Genomic DNA, 16962 nt, shown 5'->3' with positions numbered 1-16962 from the left:
AACTCCATCAAACCCCACCAGAGGTGGCATGGCCACACCGGCCCCCGCGGGGGCCGGTGTGGCCGGGACTGTCAGGTCAATACTCTCTCAGCACAGATAGCTCTCACCTGATCGCGCTTCACTTTAGCCGGCCACGATCTCCGCCTCGCGGTAGCCCTGGGCGTACAGCAGGGCCGTCAGGTCGCCATGGTCCACCCGGGCGCGGGCCGATGCCGCCACTGCCGGCTTGGCATGGAAGGCGATGCCCAGGCCGGCGGCCAGCAGCATGGGCAGGTCGTTGGCGCCGTCGCCCACGGTGACGGCGGCGGTCAGGGCTACGCGCTGCTGGGCGCAGATGCGGGTCAACGCCGCGGCCTTGGCGTCCTTGTCCAGGATGGGTTCCACCGGCTGGCCGGTCAGCTTGCCGTCCTGGATGATCAGGTCGTTGGCTTGGTCCTCGTCAAAACCCAGCAGGTCGCGGACGTGGGCGGTGAAGGGCTTGAAGCCGCCCGACACCAGGGCGCAGTAGGCGCCGTGCTTGCGCATGGTGGCGACCAGGGCGCGGGCACCGGGCATCAGGGTGACGATGCCCTTCAGTTCCTCGATCACGGCGGCGTCCATGCCGGCCAGCAGGGCCACGCGTTCGCGCAACGCGCCCTTGAAGTCGATCTCGCCGTTCATGGCGCGGTGGGTGATCTCGGCGATGACGTCGCGCTGGCCGATCAGGGCGCCCAACTCATCCAGCATTTCCTGATGGATGATGGTCGATTCCATGTCGGCCACCAGCACGGCCTTGCGCCGGCCGGCCACACTTTGCGTGATGGCGTCCACCGGTCGGCCCAGCAGGGCCTGGGCGCAGGCGGCCTGGGCCTGGTCGGGGTGCAGGCCGGTGAAGGCGATGTCGCAGGCCCGTGCCGGCGACAGCCAGTCGGGCGTCGCCGTTTCCGCCCCCAGCGCCTGCAGGGCGGCGCGGGCCGCGCGGACCATGCTATCTTCCAGCGTCGCGGGCGCCGCCTCGGCTTGGGTGAGGGGGGCGCCGGCGATCAGGGTCACCACATGGGTCATGGCATGTCCGAAGGGTTTGAGGGGGCTTCCGCTGGTCTTGATACGGGCGGCGGCGGCGACAGGCAAGACGCAGTGGGGCATCCGGCCCCTGCGATCAGCACGGTTGCGGGCCCCGGTCTTGTAACAAATGAAGCCAAATCGGTGGTGGTCATCGGCGGCCCCACCGCCTCCGGCAAGTCGCGCCTGGCGTTGGACCTGGCGGTGCGCCTGGGCGGCATCGTCATCAATGCCGACAGCATGCAGGTGTACCAGGGCCTGGGGCTGCTGACCGCCCAGCCGGGCCCGGACGATCTGGCGCGGGCGCCGCACCGCCTCTACAGCACCGTGCCGCCGTCGCGGCGCATGTCGGCGGCCCATTGGCGCGACCTGGCGCTGGCGGAAATTCGCGCCTGTGGCGACCGGCTACCCATCCTGGCGGGGGGCACCGGGCTCTACCTGCGCACGTTGATGAGCGGCATCGCCGACATTCCGGCGATCGATGAGGCGGTGCGGGAGGCGGCCAAGGCCCTGCACGCCCGTGTCGGCGGCCCCGCCTTCCACCAGGATCTGGCGGCGCGCGACCCGGAGGGGGCGGCCCGGCTGGCGTCCGGCGATACCCAGCGCCTGGTCCGGGCGTGGGAGGTGGTGGTGGGCACCGGGCGCGCGCTGGGGGACTGGCAGCGCCAGGCCGCGGCCACGGCGCCGACGGACCTGGTGTTCCACACCCTCGTCGTCGATCCGCCGCGCGACCGTCTCTACGCCAACGGCGACGTCCGCTTCGCCACCATGGTGGGGCAGGGCGCCCTGGACGAGGTGCGGGCCCTGCTGGCGCTGGACCTGGATCCCGATCTGCCGGCCATGAAGGCCCTGGGCGTGCCGGAATTGGCGGCCCATCTTGCCGGCACGCTTTCCCTGGACGAGGCGGTGGCCCTGGCGCAGCGGCACACCCGCAACTATGCCAAGCGCCAGACCACCTGGTTCCGCCACCAGATGCCGGACGCCCGCCGCGTCGACCCCGGATTCGATACGACGCATACCGGCCATGAGAAATTAATCGAAAGTCTTGCGGGTGAAATCTTTGCGATAATTCGCAAAACGGGTTGACCATAGGTACGGTTCCGTCTAGGGTCCCGATCCGCCCGACCTTCGCGCTTGCGAAGGGGGCTATGGGTGTTCCCAAGCAGGCCCGATCCGCGGGCCTGACGGGGCGACTAGAAACCAGGATTTTTGGGAAATGAGTGCTGCCACGAACGAGACCAGTCTGACCGGTGCCGACATCGTCCTGAAGGCGTTGCGGGACCAGGGTGTAGAGGTCATTTTCGGCTATCCGGGCGGTGCGGTACTTCCCATCTACGACGCGCTTTTCCAGCAGAACGACATCCGCCACATCCTGGTGCGGCATGAGCAGGCGGCCCTGCACGCGGCCGAAGGCTATGCCCGGTCCACCGGCAAGGTCGGTGTTGTCCTGGTCACCAGCGGCCCCGGTGCCACCAACGCCGTCACCGGCCTGGCCGACGCGCTGATGGACAGCATCCCCATCGTCTGCCTGTCGGGCCAGGTTGCCACCCACCTGATCGGCAACGACGCCTTCCAGGAATGCGACACCACGGGCATCACCCGTCCCTGCACCAAGCACAACTACCTGGTGAAGGACGTCAACAACCTGGCGCGCACCCTGCACGAGGCCTTCTACGTGGCCAAGAACGGCCGCCCGGGTCCCGTCGTCATCGATATCCCGAAGGACGTGCAGTTCGCGGAGGGGAGCTACCGCACCCCGGCCGACAGCATGCCGAAGAGCTACCGCCCGCAGGTGAAGCCGGACCTGAACCGGGTGGAAGAGGCGGTCGACCTGTTGGCCAAGGCCAAGCGGCCCATCTTCTACGTCGGCGGCGGCGTCATCAACGCCGGCCCGGTGGCCAGCCAGCTGCTGACGCAGTTCGTGCGCATGACGGGCTATCCCTGCACCACCACCCTGATGGGCCTGGGCGCCTTCCCGGCGTCCGACCGGCAGTGGCTGGGCATGCTGGGCATGCACGGGACGTACGAGGCCAATCTGGCCATGCACGGCTGCGACCTGATGGTCTGCATCGGCGCCCGGTTTGATGACCGCGTCACCGGCAAGGTTTCGGAATTCTCCCCGAATTCCGTCAAGATCCACGTCGATATCGACCCGTCCAGCATCAACAAGAACGTGCGGGTGGACGTGCCCATCGTCGGCGACGCCGCCCACGTGCTGGAAGACATGATCCGCATCTGGAAGGCGCGCGGCAAGCAGGCCGACAAGGCGGCGCTGGCGACCTGGTGGGAGCAGATCGAGTTCTGGCGGGCGCGCGACTGCCTGAAGTACGAAAAGACCTCCAAGGTGATCAAGCCGCAGTTCGCGCTGGAGCGCCTGCGGGCCGCCATTTCCGGTCGCGACGACGTCTACATCACCACCGAGGTCGGCCAGCACCAGATGTGGGCCGCCCAGTTCATGCCCTTTGACAAGCCCAACCACTGGATGACCTCTGGCGGCCTGGGCACCATGGGCTACGGCCTCCCGGCCGCCATCGGCGCCCAGGTGGCCCACCCCGACGCGCTGTGCATCGACATCGCCGGCGAAGCCAGCATCCAGATGAACATCCAGGAGATGTCGACCGCCCTGCAGTACCGCCTGCCGGTCAAGGTCTTCATCCTGAACAACCAGTACATGGGCATGGTCCGCCAGTGGCAGGAACTGCTGCATGGCGGCCGCTACTCGGAAAGCTATTCCGAGGCGCTGCCCGATTTCGTGAAGCTGGCCGACGCCTTCGGCGGCGTGGGCCTGCGCGCCAGCAAGGTGGACGAGGTCGACGACGTCATCGCCGAGATGATCCGCGTCAAGCGGCCCGTCATCGTCGACATGTGCGTGGACCAGAAGGAAAACTGCTTCCCCATGATCCCCGGCGGCCGGGCGCATAACGAGATGCTGCTGGGTCCGGACGAAAAGGTGGAAAACGCGACGCCGGAAGACGGCATGGTGCTGGTATAAGCGCCCCCGTTCCTCACGCCGCCGCCTTCACCGCCTCTATCGACCGGAGCCCATCTTGACCGTCCGTCCCGCCTCCCCGGCCCCGACCCCCGCCATCGAACGCCACACCATCTCCATCCTGGTGGATAATGAGCCGGGCGTGCTGGCCCGCGTCATCGGCCTGTTTTCCGGCCGGGGCTACAACATCGAAAGCCTGACGGTGGCGGAGGTCGACCGCGACGCCACCCTGTCGCGCATCACCATCGTCACCAGCGGCACGCCCATGATCATCGAACAGATCAAGGCGCAGCTGGGCCGCCTGGTGCCGGTGCACCGGGTGCACGACCTGACCCTGGAAGGCCCCTTCGTCGAGCGCGAGACGGCGCTGGTCAAGGTGGCCGGCACGGGCGAGAAGCGGGTGGAGGCCCTGCGCCTGGCCGATGTCTTCAAGGCCCGGGTGGTGGACGCCACCATCACCAGCTTCGTGTTTGAGGTGACGGGACAGGGGGAGGAACTGGATCGCTTCATCGGCCTGATGAGCGAACTGGGTCTCGTGGGCGTGTCGCGCACCGGCGTGGTCGCCATGTCCCGCGGCCCCGGCGGCATCTGAACCATTTTTTCCCAACCGCCTTTCCCGGATAACGGGTAAGACGCCATCCATGAGAGAGCGCGCCCCCAAAGGTTGGCGGGCGCACCAACAAAAGGCCAAGACCATGCGCGTTTATTATGATCGTGACGCCGACGTTAACCTGATCAAGGGCAAGAAGGTTGCCATCATCGGTTACGGCAGCCAGGGCCACGCCCATGCCCAGAACCTGCGCGACAGCGGGGTGAAGGACATCGTGGTGGCGCTGCGCCCCGGCTCGGCCACGACCAAGAAGGCCGAAGGCGCCGGCTTCAAGGTGGTCACCCCGGCGGAGGCGGCCGCGTGGGCCGACGTCGTCATGATCCTGACGCCAGACGAGCTGCAGGCCGACCTGTACCGCGACGAGCTGGCCGCCAACCTGCGCCAGGGTGCCGCCATCGCCTTCGGCCACGGCCTGAACGTGCACTTCCGCCTGATTGAGCCGCGCCCGGACCTGGACGTGTTCATGATCGCGCCGAAGGGCCCCGGCCACACCGTGCGCGGCGAATACCAGAAGGGCGGCGGCGTCCCCTGCCTGGTGGCCGTGCACCAGAACGCTTCGGGCAACGCCCTGGAAGTGGCGCTGTCCTACGCCTCCGCCGTGGGCGGTGGCCGTTCGGGCATCATCGAGACCACCTTCAAGGAAGAGTGCGAGACCGACCTGTTCGGTGAGCAGGCCGTGCTGTGCGGCGGCCTGACCAAGCTGATCCAGGCCGGCTTCGAGACCCTGGTCGAGGCGGGCTACGCCCCGGAGATGGCCTACTTCGAGTGCCTGCACGAAGTGAAGCTGATCGTGGACCTGATCTACGAGGGCGGCATCGCCAACATGCGCTACTCCATCTCCAACACTGCCGAGTACGGTGATTACGTCACCGGCCCGCGCATCGTCACGTCGGAAACCAAGGCCGAGATGAAGCGCGTGCTGGACGACATCCAGTCCGGCCGCTTCACCCGCGACTGGATGCTGGAGAACAAGGCCGGCCTGCCCAGCTTCAAGGCCACCCGCCGCCGCGAGGCCGAGCACCCGATCGAGGACGTGGGCGGCAAGCTGCGCGCCATGATGCCCTGGATCGCGTCCAACAAGCTGGTGGACAAGAGCCGCAACTAAGCGGTCCCTGTCTTTCTGACGCGGGAAAAGCCGGCGCCTTCGGGTGCCGGCTTTTTCATTTCGCGGGCGCAGCATAATCGGTGCATTCGCATCGTCCGGGTCAGCCTTGCGGCAATAAAACGCCCATTCGCCGTTGCCAGGGGCGGCGACGGGGCGTAGATCAGTCAGATTCCGTCGGCAGGCTGGCCGGCGGGCCGAAACGCCAGGTCCCTTCACAGGTCCCATACCGTCCCCGGCCTCGTCCGGGACGGCAGCGCAGGATTTTTCGCCATGACCCATCCGTCTTCCGACCGCGTCATCATCTTCGACACCACCCTGCGCGACGGCGAGCAGTCGCCCGGCGCCTCCATGAACCTGGAAGAGAAGATCCGCATTGCCCAGACGCTGGAGGAAATGGGTGTGGACGTCATCGAGGCGGGTTTCCCCGCCGCCTCCAACGGTGATTTCGAGGCGGTGCGGGAGGTGGGCCGGGTGGTGCGCGACGCCACCATCGCGGGCCTGTGCCGCGCCCACCGCAACGACATCGAACGGGCGGCCGAGGCCTTGAAGGGCGCGGCGCGGCAGCGCATCCACACCTTCATCTCCACCAGCCCGCTGCACATGAAATACAAGTTGCAGATGGAACCGGACGCCGTCGTCCAGGCCATCTGGGACAGCGTCTCGCTCGCCCGCAACCATGTGGAGGACGTGGAGTGGTCGGCGGAGGACGGTTCCCGCACCGAGCTGGATTTCCTCTGCCGCTGCGTGGAAACGGCCATCAGGGCCGGTGCCACCACCATCAACATCCCCGACACCGTGGGCTATGCCGTGCCCGAGGAATACGGCGCGCTGATCCGTGCCGTGCGGGAGAAGACGCCCAACAGCGACCAGGCCATCTTCTCCGTCCACTGCCATAACGATTTGGGCCTGGCCGTGGCCAATTCGCTGGCCGGCGTCGCCGGCGGCGCCCGCCAGGTGGAGTGCACCATCAACGGTCTGGGGGAACGCGCCGGCAACGCCGCCCTGGAAGAGATCGTCATGGCGCTGCGCACCCGCGCCGACTACCTGCCCTACAAGACCGGCATCCGGACGGAGGCCATCACCCGCGCCTCGCGCCTGGTGTCCACCATCACCGGCTTCGTCGTGCAGCCCAACAAGGCCATCGTCGGCGCCAACGCCTTCGCGCACGAGTCCGGCATCCACCAGGACGGCATGCTCAAGCACGCCGGCACCTATGAGATCATGACGCCGGAGTCCGTGGGCCTGAACCGCTCCACCCTGGTGATGGGCAAGCATTCCGGCCGCGCCGCGTTCCGCGCCAAGCTGAAGGAGCTGGGCTACGAGGACATGGGCGACAACGCCGTGAACGAGGCCTTCCGCCGCTTCAAGGACCTGGCCGACCGCAAGAAGGACGTCTTCGACGAGGACATCATCGCCCTGATCGATGACGAGGTGGGCCGCCAGCACGACCATATCCAGTTCGTCTCGCTGCAGGTGGTCGCGGGCTCGCGCGGGCCGCAGCACGCGGTGCTGGAGGTGACGGTGGGCGGCCAGCCCGTGGCGCCGGTGGTCAGCTTCGGCAACGGCCCGGTGGACGCCGTGTTCAACGCCATCAAGCTGGTCTTCCCCCATGACGCCCGGTTGCAGCTGTACCAGGTGCATGCCGTCACCGCCGGCACCGATGCCCAGGCCGAGGTCACCGTGCGACTGGAGGAGGGGGGCAAGACCGTGAACGGGCAGGGGGCCGACGCCGACACCCTGGTCGCCACCTGCCGCGCCTATCTGCACGCCCTGAACAAGCTGCTGGTGAAGCGGCAGAAGACGGCGCCGGCAGCCATCAGCGCCTGACTTGCCGCCCTGTTAACCGCTTAATCCCGAGTCCCGGGCATCCGTCCGTGGCGGCGCGGTGTGGGTGTGCCGCGCGTGCGTCCGAAGGTTGCGCCGGGCGCCAGGGTGACCGGGGAAGGTGCCGGGGGGCGCTGGAAGCGCCCCTATCGCCCATGGCGTTCCGCAATGCGGGGATAAAATGGGTGATGGCGCCTTTCTACGCTTGAGCGGCTTAGCGATTCTGTTCTATGCAACCCGTATGGCGGTGCGATCGTCGTTTGCCTGGGCATGGCCCTCGGAGATGGCGTTGAACGCAGGCCACCTTCCCGCAACCCACTAACCGATGTCCCACGAACTTGCTTGGCATTTTCTCCGCCGATATGGCGATCGACCTCGGCACGGCCAATACGCTGGTCTACGTCAAGGGTCGCGGTATTGTCCTGAACGAACCGTCTGTGGTCGCCATCGCGAGCGTCCGCGGCAAAAAGCAGGTCTTGGCCGTCGGTGACGAGGCCAAGCTGATGCTGGGCCGTACGCCAGGCAACATTCAGGCCATCCGTCCGTTGCGCGATGGTGTCATCGCCGACTTCGAGGTTGCGGAGGAGATGATCAAGCATTTCATCCGCAAGGTGCACAACCGTCGCAGCTTCGCCAGCCCGCAGGTCATCATCTGCGTGCCGTCGGGGTCGACCGCCGTTGAGCGCCGCGCCATCCAGGAATCGGCGGAGGCCGCCGGCGCCCGCCGCGTCTTCCTGATCGAGGAACCGATGGCCGCCGCCATCGGCGCCGGCCTGCCGGTGACCGAGCCGACCGGCAGTATGGTGGTGGACATCGGTGGCGGCACCACCGAGGTGGCCGTCCTGTCGCTGGGGGGTATCGTCTATTCCCGCTCCGTCCGCGTGGGCGGTGACAAGATGGACGAGGCCATCATCGGCTACATCCGTCGCAACCATAACCTTCTGGTGGGCGAGGGCTCGGCCGAGCGCATCAAGAAGGAAATCGGGTCCGCCTGCCCGCCGGAAGACGGCGAGGGCCGGGTGATGGAGATAAAGGGCCGCGACCTGATGAACGGGGTTCCCAAGGAACTGATCATCAGCGAACGCCAGATCGCCGAGAGCCTGGCGGAACCCGTGAGCCAGATCATTGAAGCGGTGAAGGTGGCGTTGGAGCATACGGCTCCGGAATTGGCGGCCGACATCGTGGACAAGGGCATCGTGCTGACTGGCGGTGGTGCACTCCTGTCCAACCTGGATTTCGTCCTGCGTCACGCCACGGGGCTGCCGGTGTCCATCGCCGACGATCCCCTGTCCTGCGTGGCGTTGGGCACGGGCCGGGCGCTCGAGGAAATGAAGACCCTGCGCAACGTGCTGATCAGCATGTATTGACCACGGGCCTTCGGCCGCCCACATGGGCGGCAGGGTATTGTTAGGTAGGGACCGCGGCGTCGGGTTTTGACTGGACGCGACGCCGGGCCCCGGTAGCGAGACGGGGACTGCCTGTGAAGACGCGCAGCGGTGGCACCGCGCTCAGGATCGCAGCACCCATGCGGGCGTTGCTGCAGCGATTCTCGTTTCTGCTCATGGTGCTGGCCGCCATCGGGCTGATGATGATGACGCGCGCCGATCCGGTTTTCATCGACGCGGCCCGCGCCCGGGTCACCGACGCCTTCGCCCCCATCCTCGGCTTCATCGCCCGCCCCGCCGGCGCCGTGGCCAGCGTGCTGGAGTCCGGCCGCCAGCTGACCGCCCTTTATGCCGAGAACGAGCGCTTGCGTCAGGATAACGAGCGCTTGCGCCAATGGCAGCAGACGGCGCTGCGGCTGGAGGCCGAGAACAACTCGCTACGCGGCCTGCTGGCCTACAAGCCCGACCCCGCCGCCTCCTACATCACCGCCCGCGTCATCGCCGACCCCGGCGGCGCCTTCGTCCGTACCCTGGTGGTGATGGCGGGCCAACGCGACGGTGTGCGCCGCGGCCAGGCGGCCATGGCGGGCCAGGGTGTTATCGGCCGCGTGGTGCAGGTGGGCGAATGGTCGTCGCGCATCCTGTTGGTCACCGACCTGAACGCCCGCATCCCGGTGGTGCTGGAAACCACCCGTCAGCGCGCCATGCTGTCGGGCGACAATTCGGACCAGCCGCGGCTGATGTACATTCCCCGCGGGGTGGAGCCCACGGTGGGTGAGCGGGTCTTCACCTCCGGCCACGGCGGCCTGTTCCCCGCCGGCCTGCCGGTGGGCATCGTCGCCGCGACCCATGACGGCGAAACCCGGGTGACCCCCATCGTCGACCTCTCGCGCATTGAATACGTGCAGCTGGTCGATTTCGGCATTCCCGGCGGACTGGCGGCTGAGGCGGCCCAGCCCGGCGCCATGCAGTGAACACCGCCATGGCGGTTGGGGTATGGCAGCGGCTGGACCAGGCCGGACGGAATCTGGTTCCCTTCAGCACCACGGTCGCCGCCATGCTGCTGGGCATGATGCCCCTGCAGCTGCCGGACTATTCCTTCGTGGCGCCGCCGCTCACCTTGATGTCCATCTACTACTGGGCGATATATCGTCCCGATCTGTTGCGGCCCCTGCTGGCGTTCGGCATCGGGCTGCTGCAGGATCTGCTGGCCGGGTCGCCCCTGGGGATGAGCGCGCTGGTGTATGTCCTGGCCTATTGGCTGGTGCTGACCCAACGGCGTTACTTCCTGGGCAATTCCTTCTGGTTTCTGTGGCTGGGCTTCGCCCTGGTGGCGGTGGGGGCCGGCGCGGTGCAGTGGCTGGCGTACAGCCTGATGACCGCCCATCTGGTGGGCCCCGGCAACATCGTGGCCCAGGCGCTGCTGGCCATCGTCGTCTTTCCGGTGCCGGCGTGGTGCTTCAGCAAGCTGCATCGCAGCCTGTTGAGCGCCAGCTGATCCGAGGGCGTGTCGCGGCGCCCCGGGGCGCCCGCATGAAAGGTTTTCGACGGTATGTTCAACGCGATCGATAGGGACGCCGAGCGCCAGCGCGTCATGAACCGCCGCACCCTGGTGCTGGGCGGGCTGAAGGCCGGCGCGCTGTCCGCCCTGGTGGCGCGGCTCTATTACCTCCAGGTCCTGGAAGGCGATCACTACACCACCCTGGCGGAGGACAACCGCATCTCGCTGCGCCTGCTGGCGCCGTCGCGTGGGGTCATCGTCGATCGCGGTGGCGTGCCCCTGGCGGTGAATGAGCAGAACTTCCGCGCCGTGCTGGTGTCCGAACGCACCGATGACGTGGATGAGACGCTGGACAAGGTGGTCAAGCTGCTGCCGCTGACCGATGCCGACCGCCGCCGCATCCTGCGCGACGTGGACCGCCTACGCTCCTTCGCGCCGGTGACCTTGCGCGAAAACCTGACCTGGGACCAGGTTTCGGCCATCGAGGTCAACCTGCCCGACCTGCCCGGCGTGTCGATCGAGGTGGGGCAGGTGCGCTCCTACCCCTTCGGCGAGCAAGCGGCCCACATCCTGGGCTATGTCGGCGTGGTGTCGGAGCAGGAGTTGCAGAACGCCCGCGACCCGCTGCTGTCCCTGCCCGGTTTCCGCATCGGCAAGAGCGGCATCGAGCGCAAGCACGACCTGGCCCTGCGCGGCACCGCCGGCACCAGCCAGCTGGAGGTCAACGCCGTGGGCCGCGTGGTGCGCGAGCTGGCGCGCAATGACGGCCAGCCCGGTCATCAGGTGACCCTGACCATCGATGCCAAGCTGCAATACTATGCCCAGCAGCGCCTGGCGGAGCATGAGAGCGCGGCCGCCGTCCTGCTGGACGTGCAGACCGGCGGCATCCTGGCGCTGGCCTCCCATCCCAGCTTCGATCCCAACCAGTTCGCCATGGGCATCCCCCAGGATCTCTATGACGCCCTGATCAAGAACGAGGCGTCGCCTCTGACCAACAAGGTGGTGGCCGGCCACTATGCCCCGGGTTCCACCTTCAAGCCCATGACGGCGCTGGCGGGGCTGGAGGCGGGGGTGGACCCCACCCACCGCGTCTTCTGCCCAGGGCATTACGATTTCGGCGGCCACACCTTCCATTGCTACAAGAAGGGCGGCCACGGCTCCGTCGACATGCACGACGCCATCCGCATGTCGTGCGACGTCTATTTCTACGACCTGGCCCGGCGTATCGGCGTGGACCGCATCGCCGACATGGCCCGGCGCTTCGGTCTGGGCGACAAGACCGACCTGGACCTGCCGGGCGAGAAGGCCGGCATCATCCCGGACACGAAGTGGAAGCGCCGGACCTACAAGGAAAATTGGTACGATGGCGAAACGTTGAGCGTGGCCATCGGCCAGGGCTATGTCACGGCGACCCCCATCCAGCTGGCCGTGATGTGCGCGCGGCTTGCCAGCGGCGGCAAGGCGGTGAAGCCCCACCTGACCAAGGCGGTGGAGCAGGAATACACCGAGCAGACCACTTGGCCCGATGTCGGTGTGAAGCCGGAATTCATCCAGCGCGTCCTGGCCGGCATGGCAGGCGTGACCTCCGCCGGCGGCACCGCCTATGCCGCCCGCATCACCCAGCCGGGCATGGAGATGGGCGGCAAGTCCGGTACCGCCCAGGTCAAGCGCATCACCATGGCCGAACGCAATGCCGGCCTCCTGAAGGCCGAGCGGCCGTGGAAGGACCGTGACAACGCCCTGTTCATCGCCTTCGCGCCGGTGCAGGCGCCGCGCTACGCTTGCGCCGTCATCGTCGAGCATGGTGTGGGCGGCAGCGTGGTCGCCGCCCCGATCGCGCGAGACCTGCTGCTGGAGATCCAGTTGATGGAGGCCGCCCGCGCGCAGCAGGCGGACGCCGGCGCCACCACTGCGCCCGGCACGCCGCCCGCGACTACCACCACGGCCTCGGCGCCCCTGGCGCCGGGGGAGGGGACCCCGCGATGATCAATCTCGACATGGGTCTGGACCCCCAGTCCAACATGAGCCTGGGGGAGAAGCTGGGGCAGATCAGCTGGAGCCTGGTGCTGCTGATCACGGCCGTGGCTTGCGTCGGCTTCGCCATGCTCTATTCCGCCGCCAATGGCAATTTCGATCCCTGGGCCACGCGCCAGATCATGCGCTTCGCGGTGGGCTTGGTGCTGATGCTGGTGACGGCGCTGATCGACATCCGCATCTGGCTGAAATTTTCCTACTTCCTTTACGGCATCGCCTTCTTCCTGCTGATCGTGGTGGAGGTGATGGGCCATGTCGGCATGGGCGCTCAGCGCTGGATCGATCTGGGCTTCATGCAGTTGCAGCCGTCGGAGCTGATGAAGGTGACGCTGGTGATGGCGCTGGCGCGCTATTTCCATGGCGCCTCGCTGGAGGATACCGGCCGCATCTCCTTCCTCATCGCGCCGCTGGTCATGATCGTGGCGCCCGTCTGCCTGGTGCTGCTGCAACCCAACCTGGGCACCTCGCTCATGCTGCTGATGGTGTCGGGCGCCATCTTCTGGCTGGTGGGGGTGCGGCTGTGGAAGTTCGCGCTGGTCATCGGCAGCGTCCTGGCCGCCATCCCCGTCATCTGGCACTTCATGCACGATTACCAGAAGAACCGGGTGAACACCTTCCTGAACCCGGAGAACGACCCTCTGGGCCATGGCTACCACATCATGCAGTCCAAGATCGCCCTGGGTTCCGGCGGCATGTTCGGCAAGGGCTTCCTCATGGGCTCGCAAAGCCACCTGAACTTCCTGCCGGAAAAGCAGACTGACTTCATCTTCACCATGCTGGCGGAGGAACTGGGCATGGTGGGCGCCCTGGTGTTCCTGCTGCTCTACACCCTGCTGCTGGTCTACGGCTACGTCATCGCCATGCGCTGCCGCCACCAGTACGGCCGGCTGGTGGCCATGGGCCTGACCGTGAACCTGTTCCTCTACATGTTCATCAACATCGCCATGGTCATGGGCCTGATCCCGGTGGTGGGCGTTCCCCTGCCGCTGATCTCCTACGGTGGCTCCTCCGCCCTGACGGTGATGATCGGCTTCGGCCTGCTGCTCTGTGTCCACGTCCACCGCGACGTGCGCATGTCGCGGCGGGGGATGGGCGATTTTTAAGGTGCGGCCGCCGCCCCCTTGTTCCCGCAGGGGGGCCATGTCGGGGCGACCCTGCATTTTTCTGTCGACAAGCGCCGCCTATCACCGTATGAAACCGCCCTCACCGGGACGCAAGACCCGGCGGCCGGCGCCACGGCGGCGGCTCTGAGGGGCGGGTGTATAGCTCAGTTGGTAGAGCAGCTGACTCTTAATCAGCGGGCCCAAGGTTCGAGTCCTTGTACACCCACCACTCCTCTTTTCCAGAAAATCTGAAGTTGACGCCCGATCTGCGAAGATCGGGTCTTTGTCATGTCGTGAGGCGGCCGGGTCCTGACGGCCGGCTTCGTTTGGGACGGTTTGGCACCCGCATGGGTGCTATTCGGCGGTGCTGGGCACGGGGGCGTTTTTCCTGTCATTTTTCTGTCGACAAGCTGGTGCTGGGGCGCTAAAAAGCCGCCCTCACCGGGACGCAAGACCCGGCGGCCGGCGCCACGGCGGCGGCTCTGAGGGGCGGGTGTATAGCTCAGTTGGTAGAGCAGCTGACTCTTAATCAGCGGGCCCAAGGTTCGAGTCCTTGTACACCCACCACTCCTCTCCATCCCATTAGATCATCTGTCACCAGTCGCCCTGTCCCGCCGGGACCGAGGGCGTTTTCGCTTGGGCGCGGCCAGGGCGGCCGTGCGTTGGCGCCCGCGCCACGGCAGCGACGGCAAACGAAAAGGGCGCCCGAAGGCGCCCTGGTCATCACCGCACTGTTTTCAGGCTGTCGCCGGCTTACCAGCCGCCGAACAGCCAGGCGGTCGGGATGTGGTAGTACAGGGTCACGATCTCGGAACCGGGGTTCACGTCGCCGATGCCGGCGTTGGAGATGTGGCCGAAGGACAGGCCCAGGCGGCTCTGATTCTCGAACTTGTACGAGATTTCGGCGGTGGAGCGGAATTCCACCCAGCTGCCCAGGTTCTTGCCGCTGCCGGTGCCGTAGACGCCGACGCCGAAGTTGGGCGTGAAATCGATCGAATTCCCCAGCGGGATGTCGAACAGGATGCCGCCGACGCCATAGGCGGCACCTTGGCCGGTGAACTCACCACCCACCCACGGGCTGATGCGCATCCAGCTGGTCGAGAACAGGGACGTGCTGGGGCGATATTCGACGCGATAGTCGGTCGTGTTGTGCTTCGGGCCGGTACGCAGCACGTCATACGCGCCGATGCCGAGGCTGAGGAAGCTCGGGGTGTCCTCGGCGAAGGCCGGTGCCGCGGCTGAAATCAGCCCCAACGCCAATACCGTGGACTTGAGAAGACGCCGCATCACGACCGCGATCCTTAATAAGAAGTTTTCCGGATGATTCCCGAATAGGCCAGGCAACTCAACGACCAAAGCGCCCCCCGCTACCTTTTGCCTCGCATAGCCGCCAACTGTTGCGCATATGCGACAAGCAGGCGTCCGGGCGGGGGACCTTCACACGCGCAAGGCCTCATTCCAGGCCGGGCAGCCGCTTTATGCCCCCAGCCGGTTACGATTTCATGAAATGCCGCCGCATGGGCGCATTGCCCAAACCCATATGGTTTCGCGGGCGCACGATGTCAGCGGCATAGGCCGCAAGGCCGATGCGCGCCGTGGCGCCCTGTCTCGTGAAAATGCGCGGGTGACTCGACGGCCTGTCATAAAACGCCGGTAAAATAAGGGCATGGATGTATGTCCGGCGCCCGCGAACCCGTCCTTCATGGACCAGGCCGCCACGGTCGCCCTGCTGGGCGATCCGGCGACCCACCAGGGTTTGCCGGTGGACCGAATCGATACCGACGGCGCCATCATCTTCCTGGCCGGCGACCGCGCCTACAAGGTGCGCCGGGCCGTCCAGTTCCCCCATCTCGACCTGTCCACGCCCGACCGTCGCCGCCGGGTGGCGTTGGCCGAGGTCGCCGTCAACCGGCGTACGGCGCCCGGCCTGTACGAGGGGGTGCTGGCGGTGCTGCCGGAGCCCCAGGGTCACCTGGCGCTGGCGCCCGCCGGGGCCACCACTGACACGGCGGCGGTGGATTGGGTGGTGGTCATGCGCCGCTTCCCCGAATCCAGCTTGTTCGATCGTCAGGCGGAGGCCGGGCTGTTGACCCGGGAGGGTATGCGGGCGGTGGCCGACGCCGTGGCCGCCTTGCATGAGGCGGCGCAGGACGAGGCACCCCACCCTCCCGGTCGGGCGCCGGCTGGCGGGGTGGAGGCGGTGCGGGCGGCGGTCGCTGGCTGTCTCGGCGCCTTGCGCCAGCATCCGGACCTGTTCGACGCGCCCTCGCTGGACCGCCTTGAACAGGGTCTGATGGCCACCGTGGCGCGGCAGGAATGGCTGATCGACCGGCGCCGGCGCTCCGGCTATGTCCGGCCCTGTCATGGCGACCTGCAGTTGGGCAACATCTGCCTCTGGGGGGGCCGGCCCACGCTGTTTGGCGCCGCCATCCTGCTGGATGCTGACGAGCCACGGTCGGGTGCCCCGCTCTCAGACCATGCCGGGACGGCCGGGGGTGGCCCGGTGGTCATCGACGTCTTCCATGACCTGGCCTTCCTGCTGATGGATCTGGAGCATCGGCGCCTGCGGCCTTTGGCCAACGTGGTGCTGAACCGCTATCTGGAGCAGACCGGTGATTTCGCGGGCCTGGCCCTGCTGCCCCTTTTCATCAGCCTGTGCGCCGCCATGCGCGCCCATATGACGGCCAGCACGGCGGCGCGGCGGCCGGTGGGCGCGGGCGCGTCCTTCCGGCGGGAGGCGGCGGCATATCTGGATTTGGCGCTGTCCGTCCTCAGTCCCCGGCAGCCCCGGCTGATCGCCATCGGTGGCCTGCCCGGCACCGGCAAGTCGACGCTGGCCCGCATGCTGGCGCCGGAGATCGGCCCCATCCCCGGCGCCGTCATCCTGCAATCCGAAGCCTTGCGCCGCCGCCTGCTGGATGCGCCGGAGGACGGCGATCTGGCGGCATCCGGGTATAGCGAGGCGGTGACCGCCCGTGTCTATGGCGAGATGGCCGGTCGTGCCGGCCTGGTGCTGGAGGCCGGGCACGCGGTTGTCGCCGACGCCGTCTACGCCCGGCCGGACCAGCGGATGGATATCGAGGCGGTGGCCCATGCAGCACCCGTGCCCTTTCTGGGCCTGTGGCTGGTGCTGAACCAGCAGCACCCGGCGGAGGGGGCCCGGGGCAGGGGGGAGACGGGTGCCCGTGGCCTGGGGGAGATGCGCTGGGACATCCTGTCGGTGCTGGGCTCGGCGGCGGATGTCGCCCGCCGCCTGCTGAGCCAGCTGGCGCGGCCGGAGCCCTGGCGGCCGGACGCCTGACCGCCGCCCCGCCGTTGCCACCCATCGGGCGACCCTTGAGGCACGTCAATGCGGGCGCCCGCCCGAACG

General features: G+C 67.3%; 13 protein-coding genes and 2 tRNA genes. 13 read left to right on the top strand and 2 right to left on the bottom strand.

The genetic code is table 11. From position 1 onward, the window contains the following. Nucleotides 1-123 precede the first annotated feature (123 nt). Entirely contained in the window at nt 124-1044 is a 921-nt protein-coding gene (gene serB / locus FHS74_RS22810; RefSeq protein ID WP_184805717.1) for a phosphoserine phosphatase SerB, read from the bottom strand. Nucleotides 1045-1185: 141 nt separating this feature from the next. Between serB and miaA the strand changes: the two genes are divergently transcribed. The 12 genes from miaA to FHS74_RS22750 all read left to right on the top strand — a co-directional run bounded on the left by miaA (nt 1186) and on the right by FHS74_RS22750 (nt 14159). Continuing rightward, a complete protein-coding gene (gene miaA, locus FHS74_RS22805) occupies nt 1186-2127 on the top strand; it encodes a tRNA (adenosine(37)-N6)-dimethylallyltransferase MiaA (protein ID WP_343067009.1) in 942 nt (313 codons plus the stop codon). Nucleotides 2128-2257: 130 nt separating this feature from the next. Next, entirely contained in the window at nt 2258-4033 is a 1776-nt protein-coding gene (locus tag FHS74_RS22800) for an acetolactate synthase 3 large subunit (RefSeq protein ID WP_184805712.1), read from the top strand. A gap of 55 nt (nt 4034-4088) precedes the next feature. Continuing rightward, nucleotides 4089-4622: an acetolactate synthase small subunit gene (ilvN, locus tag FHS74_RS22795; RefSeq protein ID WP_184805709.1), complete on the top strand. Its 534-nt coding sequence runs from the start codon at nt 4089-4091 to the stop codon at nt 4620-4622. 49 nt (nt 4623-4671) lie between these two features. Continuing rightward, entirely contained in the window at nt 4672-5745 is a 1074-nt protein-coding gene (gene ilvC / locus FHS74_RS22790; RefSeq protein WP_184805695.1) for a ketol-acid reductoisomerase, read from the top strand. 270 nt (nt 5746-6015) lie between these two features. Further along, nucleotides 6016-7572, top strand: a complete 1557-nt coding sequence (locus FHS74_RS22785; RefSeq protein WP_184805691.1) for a 2-isopropylmalate synthase — start codon at nt 6016-6018, stop codon at nt 7570-7572. 335 nt (nt 7573-7907) lie between these two features. After that, complete coding sequence (locus FHS74_RS22780; RefSeq protein ID WP_145752140.1) at nt 7908-8936, top strand: rod shape-determining protein; 1029 nt, start codon at nt 7908-7910, stop codon at nt 8934-8936. 113 nt (nt 8937-9049) lie between these two features. Further along, the gene (gene mreC, locus FHS74_RS22775; RefSeq protein ID WP_184805688.1) at nt 9050-9928 is read left to right on the top strand and encodes a rod shape-determining protein MreC; all 879 of its coding nucleotides are present in this window, start codon (nt 9050-9052) and stop codon (nt 9926-9928) included. 8 nt (nt 9929-9936) lie between these two features. Next, nucleotides 9937-10452, top strand: coding sequence for a rod shape-determining protein MreD (gene mreD, locus FHS74_RS22770; RefSeq protein ID WP_184805685.1), 516 nt, complete (start codon nt 9937-9939; stop codon nt 10450-10452). A 54-nt stretch (nt 10453-10506) separates the two neighbouring features. After that, nucleotides 10507-12441 carry a penicillin-binding protein 2 gene (mrdA, locus tag FHS74_RS22765; RefSeq protein WP_211106488.1) on the top strand — a complete coding sequence of 645 codons (1935 nt, stop codon included), beginning with the start codon at nt 10507-10509 and terminating at the stop codon, nt 12439-12441. Beyond that, complete coding sequence (gene rodA, locus FHS74_RS22760) at nt 12438-13592, top strand: rod shape-determining protein RodA (protein ID WP_184805681.1); 1155 nt, start codon at nt 12438-12440, stop codon at nt 13590-13592. Before mrdA ends, rodA begins: the two co-directional genes overlap by 4 nt. 153 nt (nt 13593-13745) lie before the next feature. Beyond that, nucleotides 13746-13821, top strand: a tRNA-Lys gene (locus FHS74_RS22755). 262 nt (nt 13822-14083) lie between these two features. Beyond that, a tRNA-Lys gene (locus FHS74_RS22750) sits at nt 14084-14159 on the top strand. A gap of 186 nt (nt 14160-14345) precedes the next feature. Here the strand turns inward: FHS74_RS22750 and FHS74_RS22745 are convergent. Next, entirely contained in the window at nt 14346-14879 is a 534-nt protein-coding gene (locus FHS74_RS22745) for an acyloxyacyl hydrolase (protein WP_184805678.1), read from the bottom strand. 415 nt (nt 14880-15294) lie between these two features. On the opposite strand from FHS74_RS22745, the gene FHS74_RS22740 reads away from it, so the two are divergent. Next, on the top strand, nt 15295-16893 hold the full coding sequence (locus tag FHS74_RS22740; protein ID WP_184805777.1) for a bifunctional aminoglycoside phosphotransferase/ATP-binding protein: 1599 nt from the start codon (nt 15295-15297) through the stop codon (nt 16891-16893). Nucleotides 16894-16962 lie beyond the last annotated feature (69 nt).

Origin of the sequence: Nitrospirillum iridis (assembly GCF_014205765.1) — a bacterium.
Taxonomy (GTDB): Bacteria; Pseudomonadota; Alphaproteobacteria; order Azospirillales; family Azospirillaceae; genus Nitrospirillum; species Nitrospirillum iridis.
The sequence above is the reverse complement of the archived record's forward strand: the minus strand, read 5'-3'. Positions and strand labels throughout refer to the sequence as shown.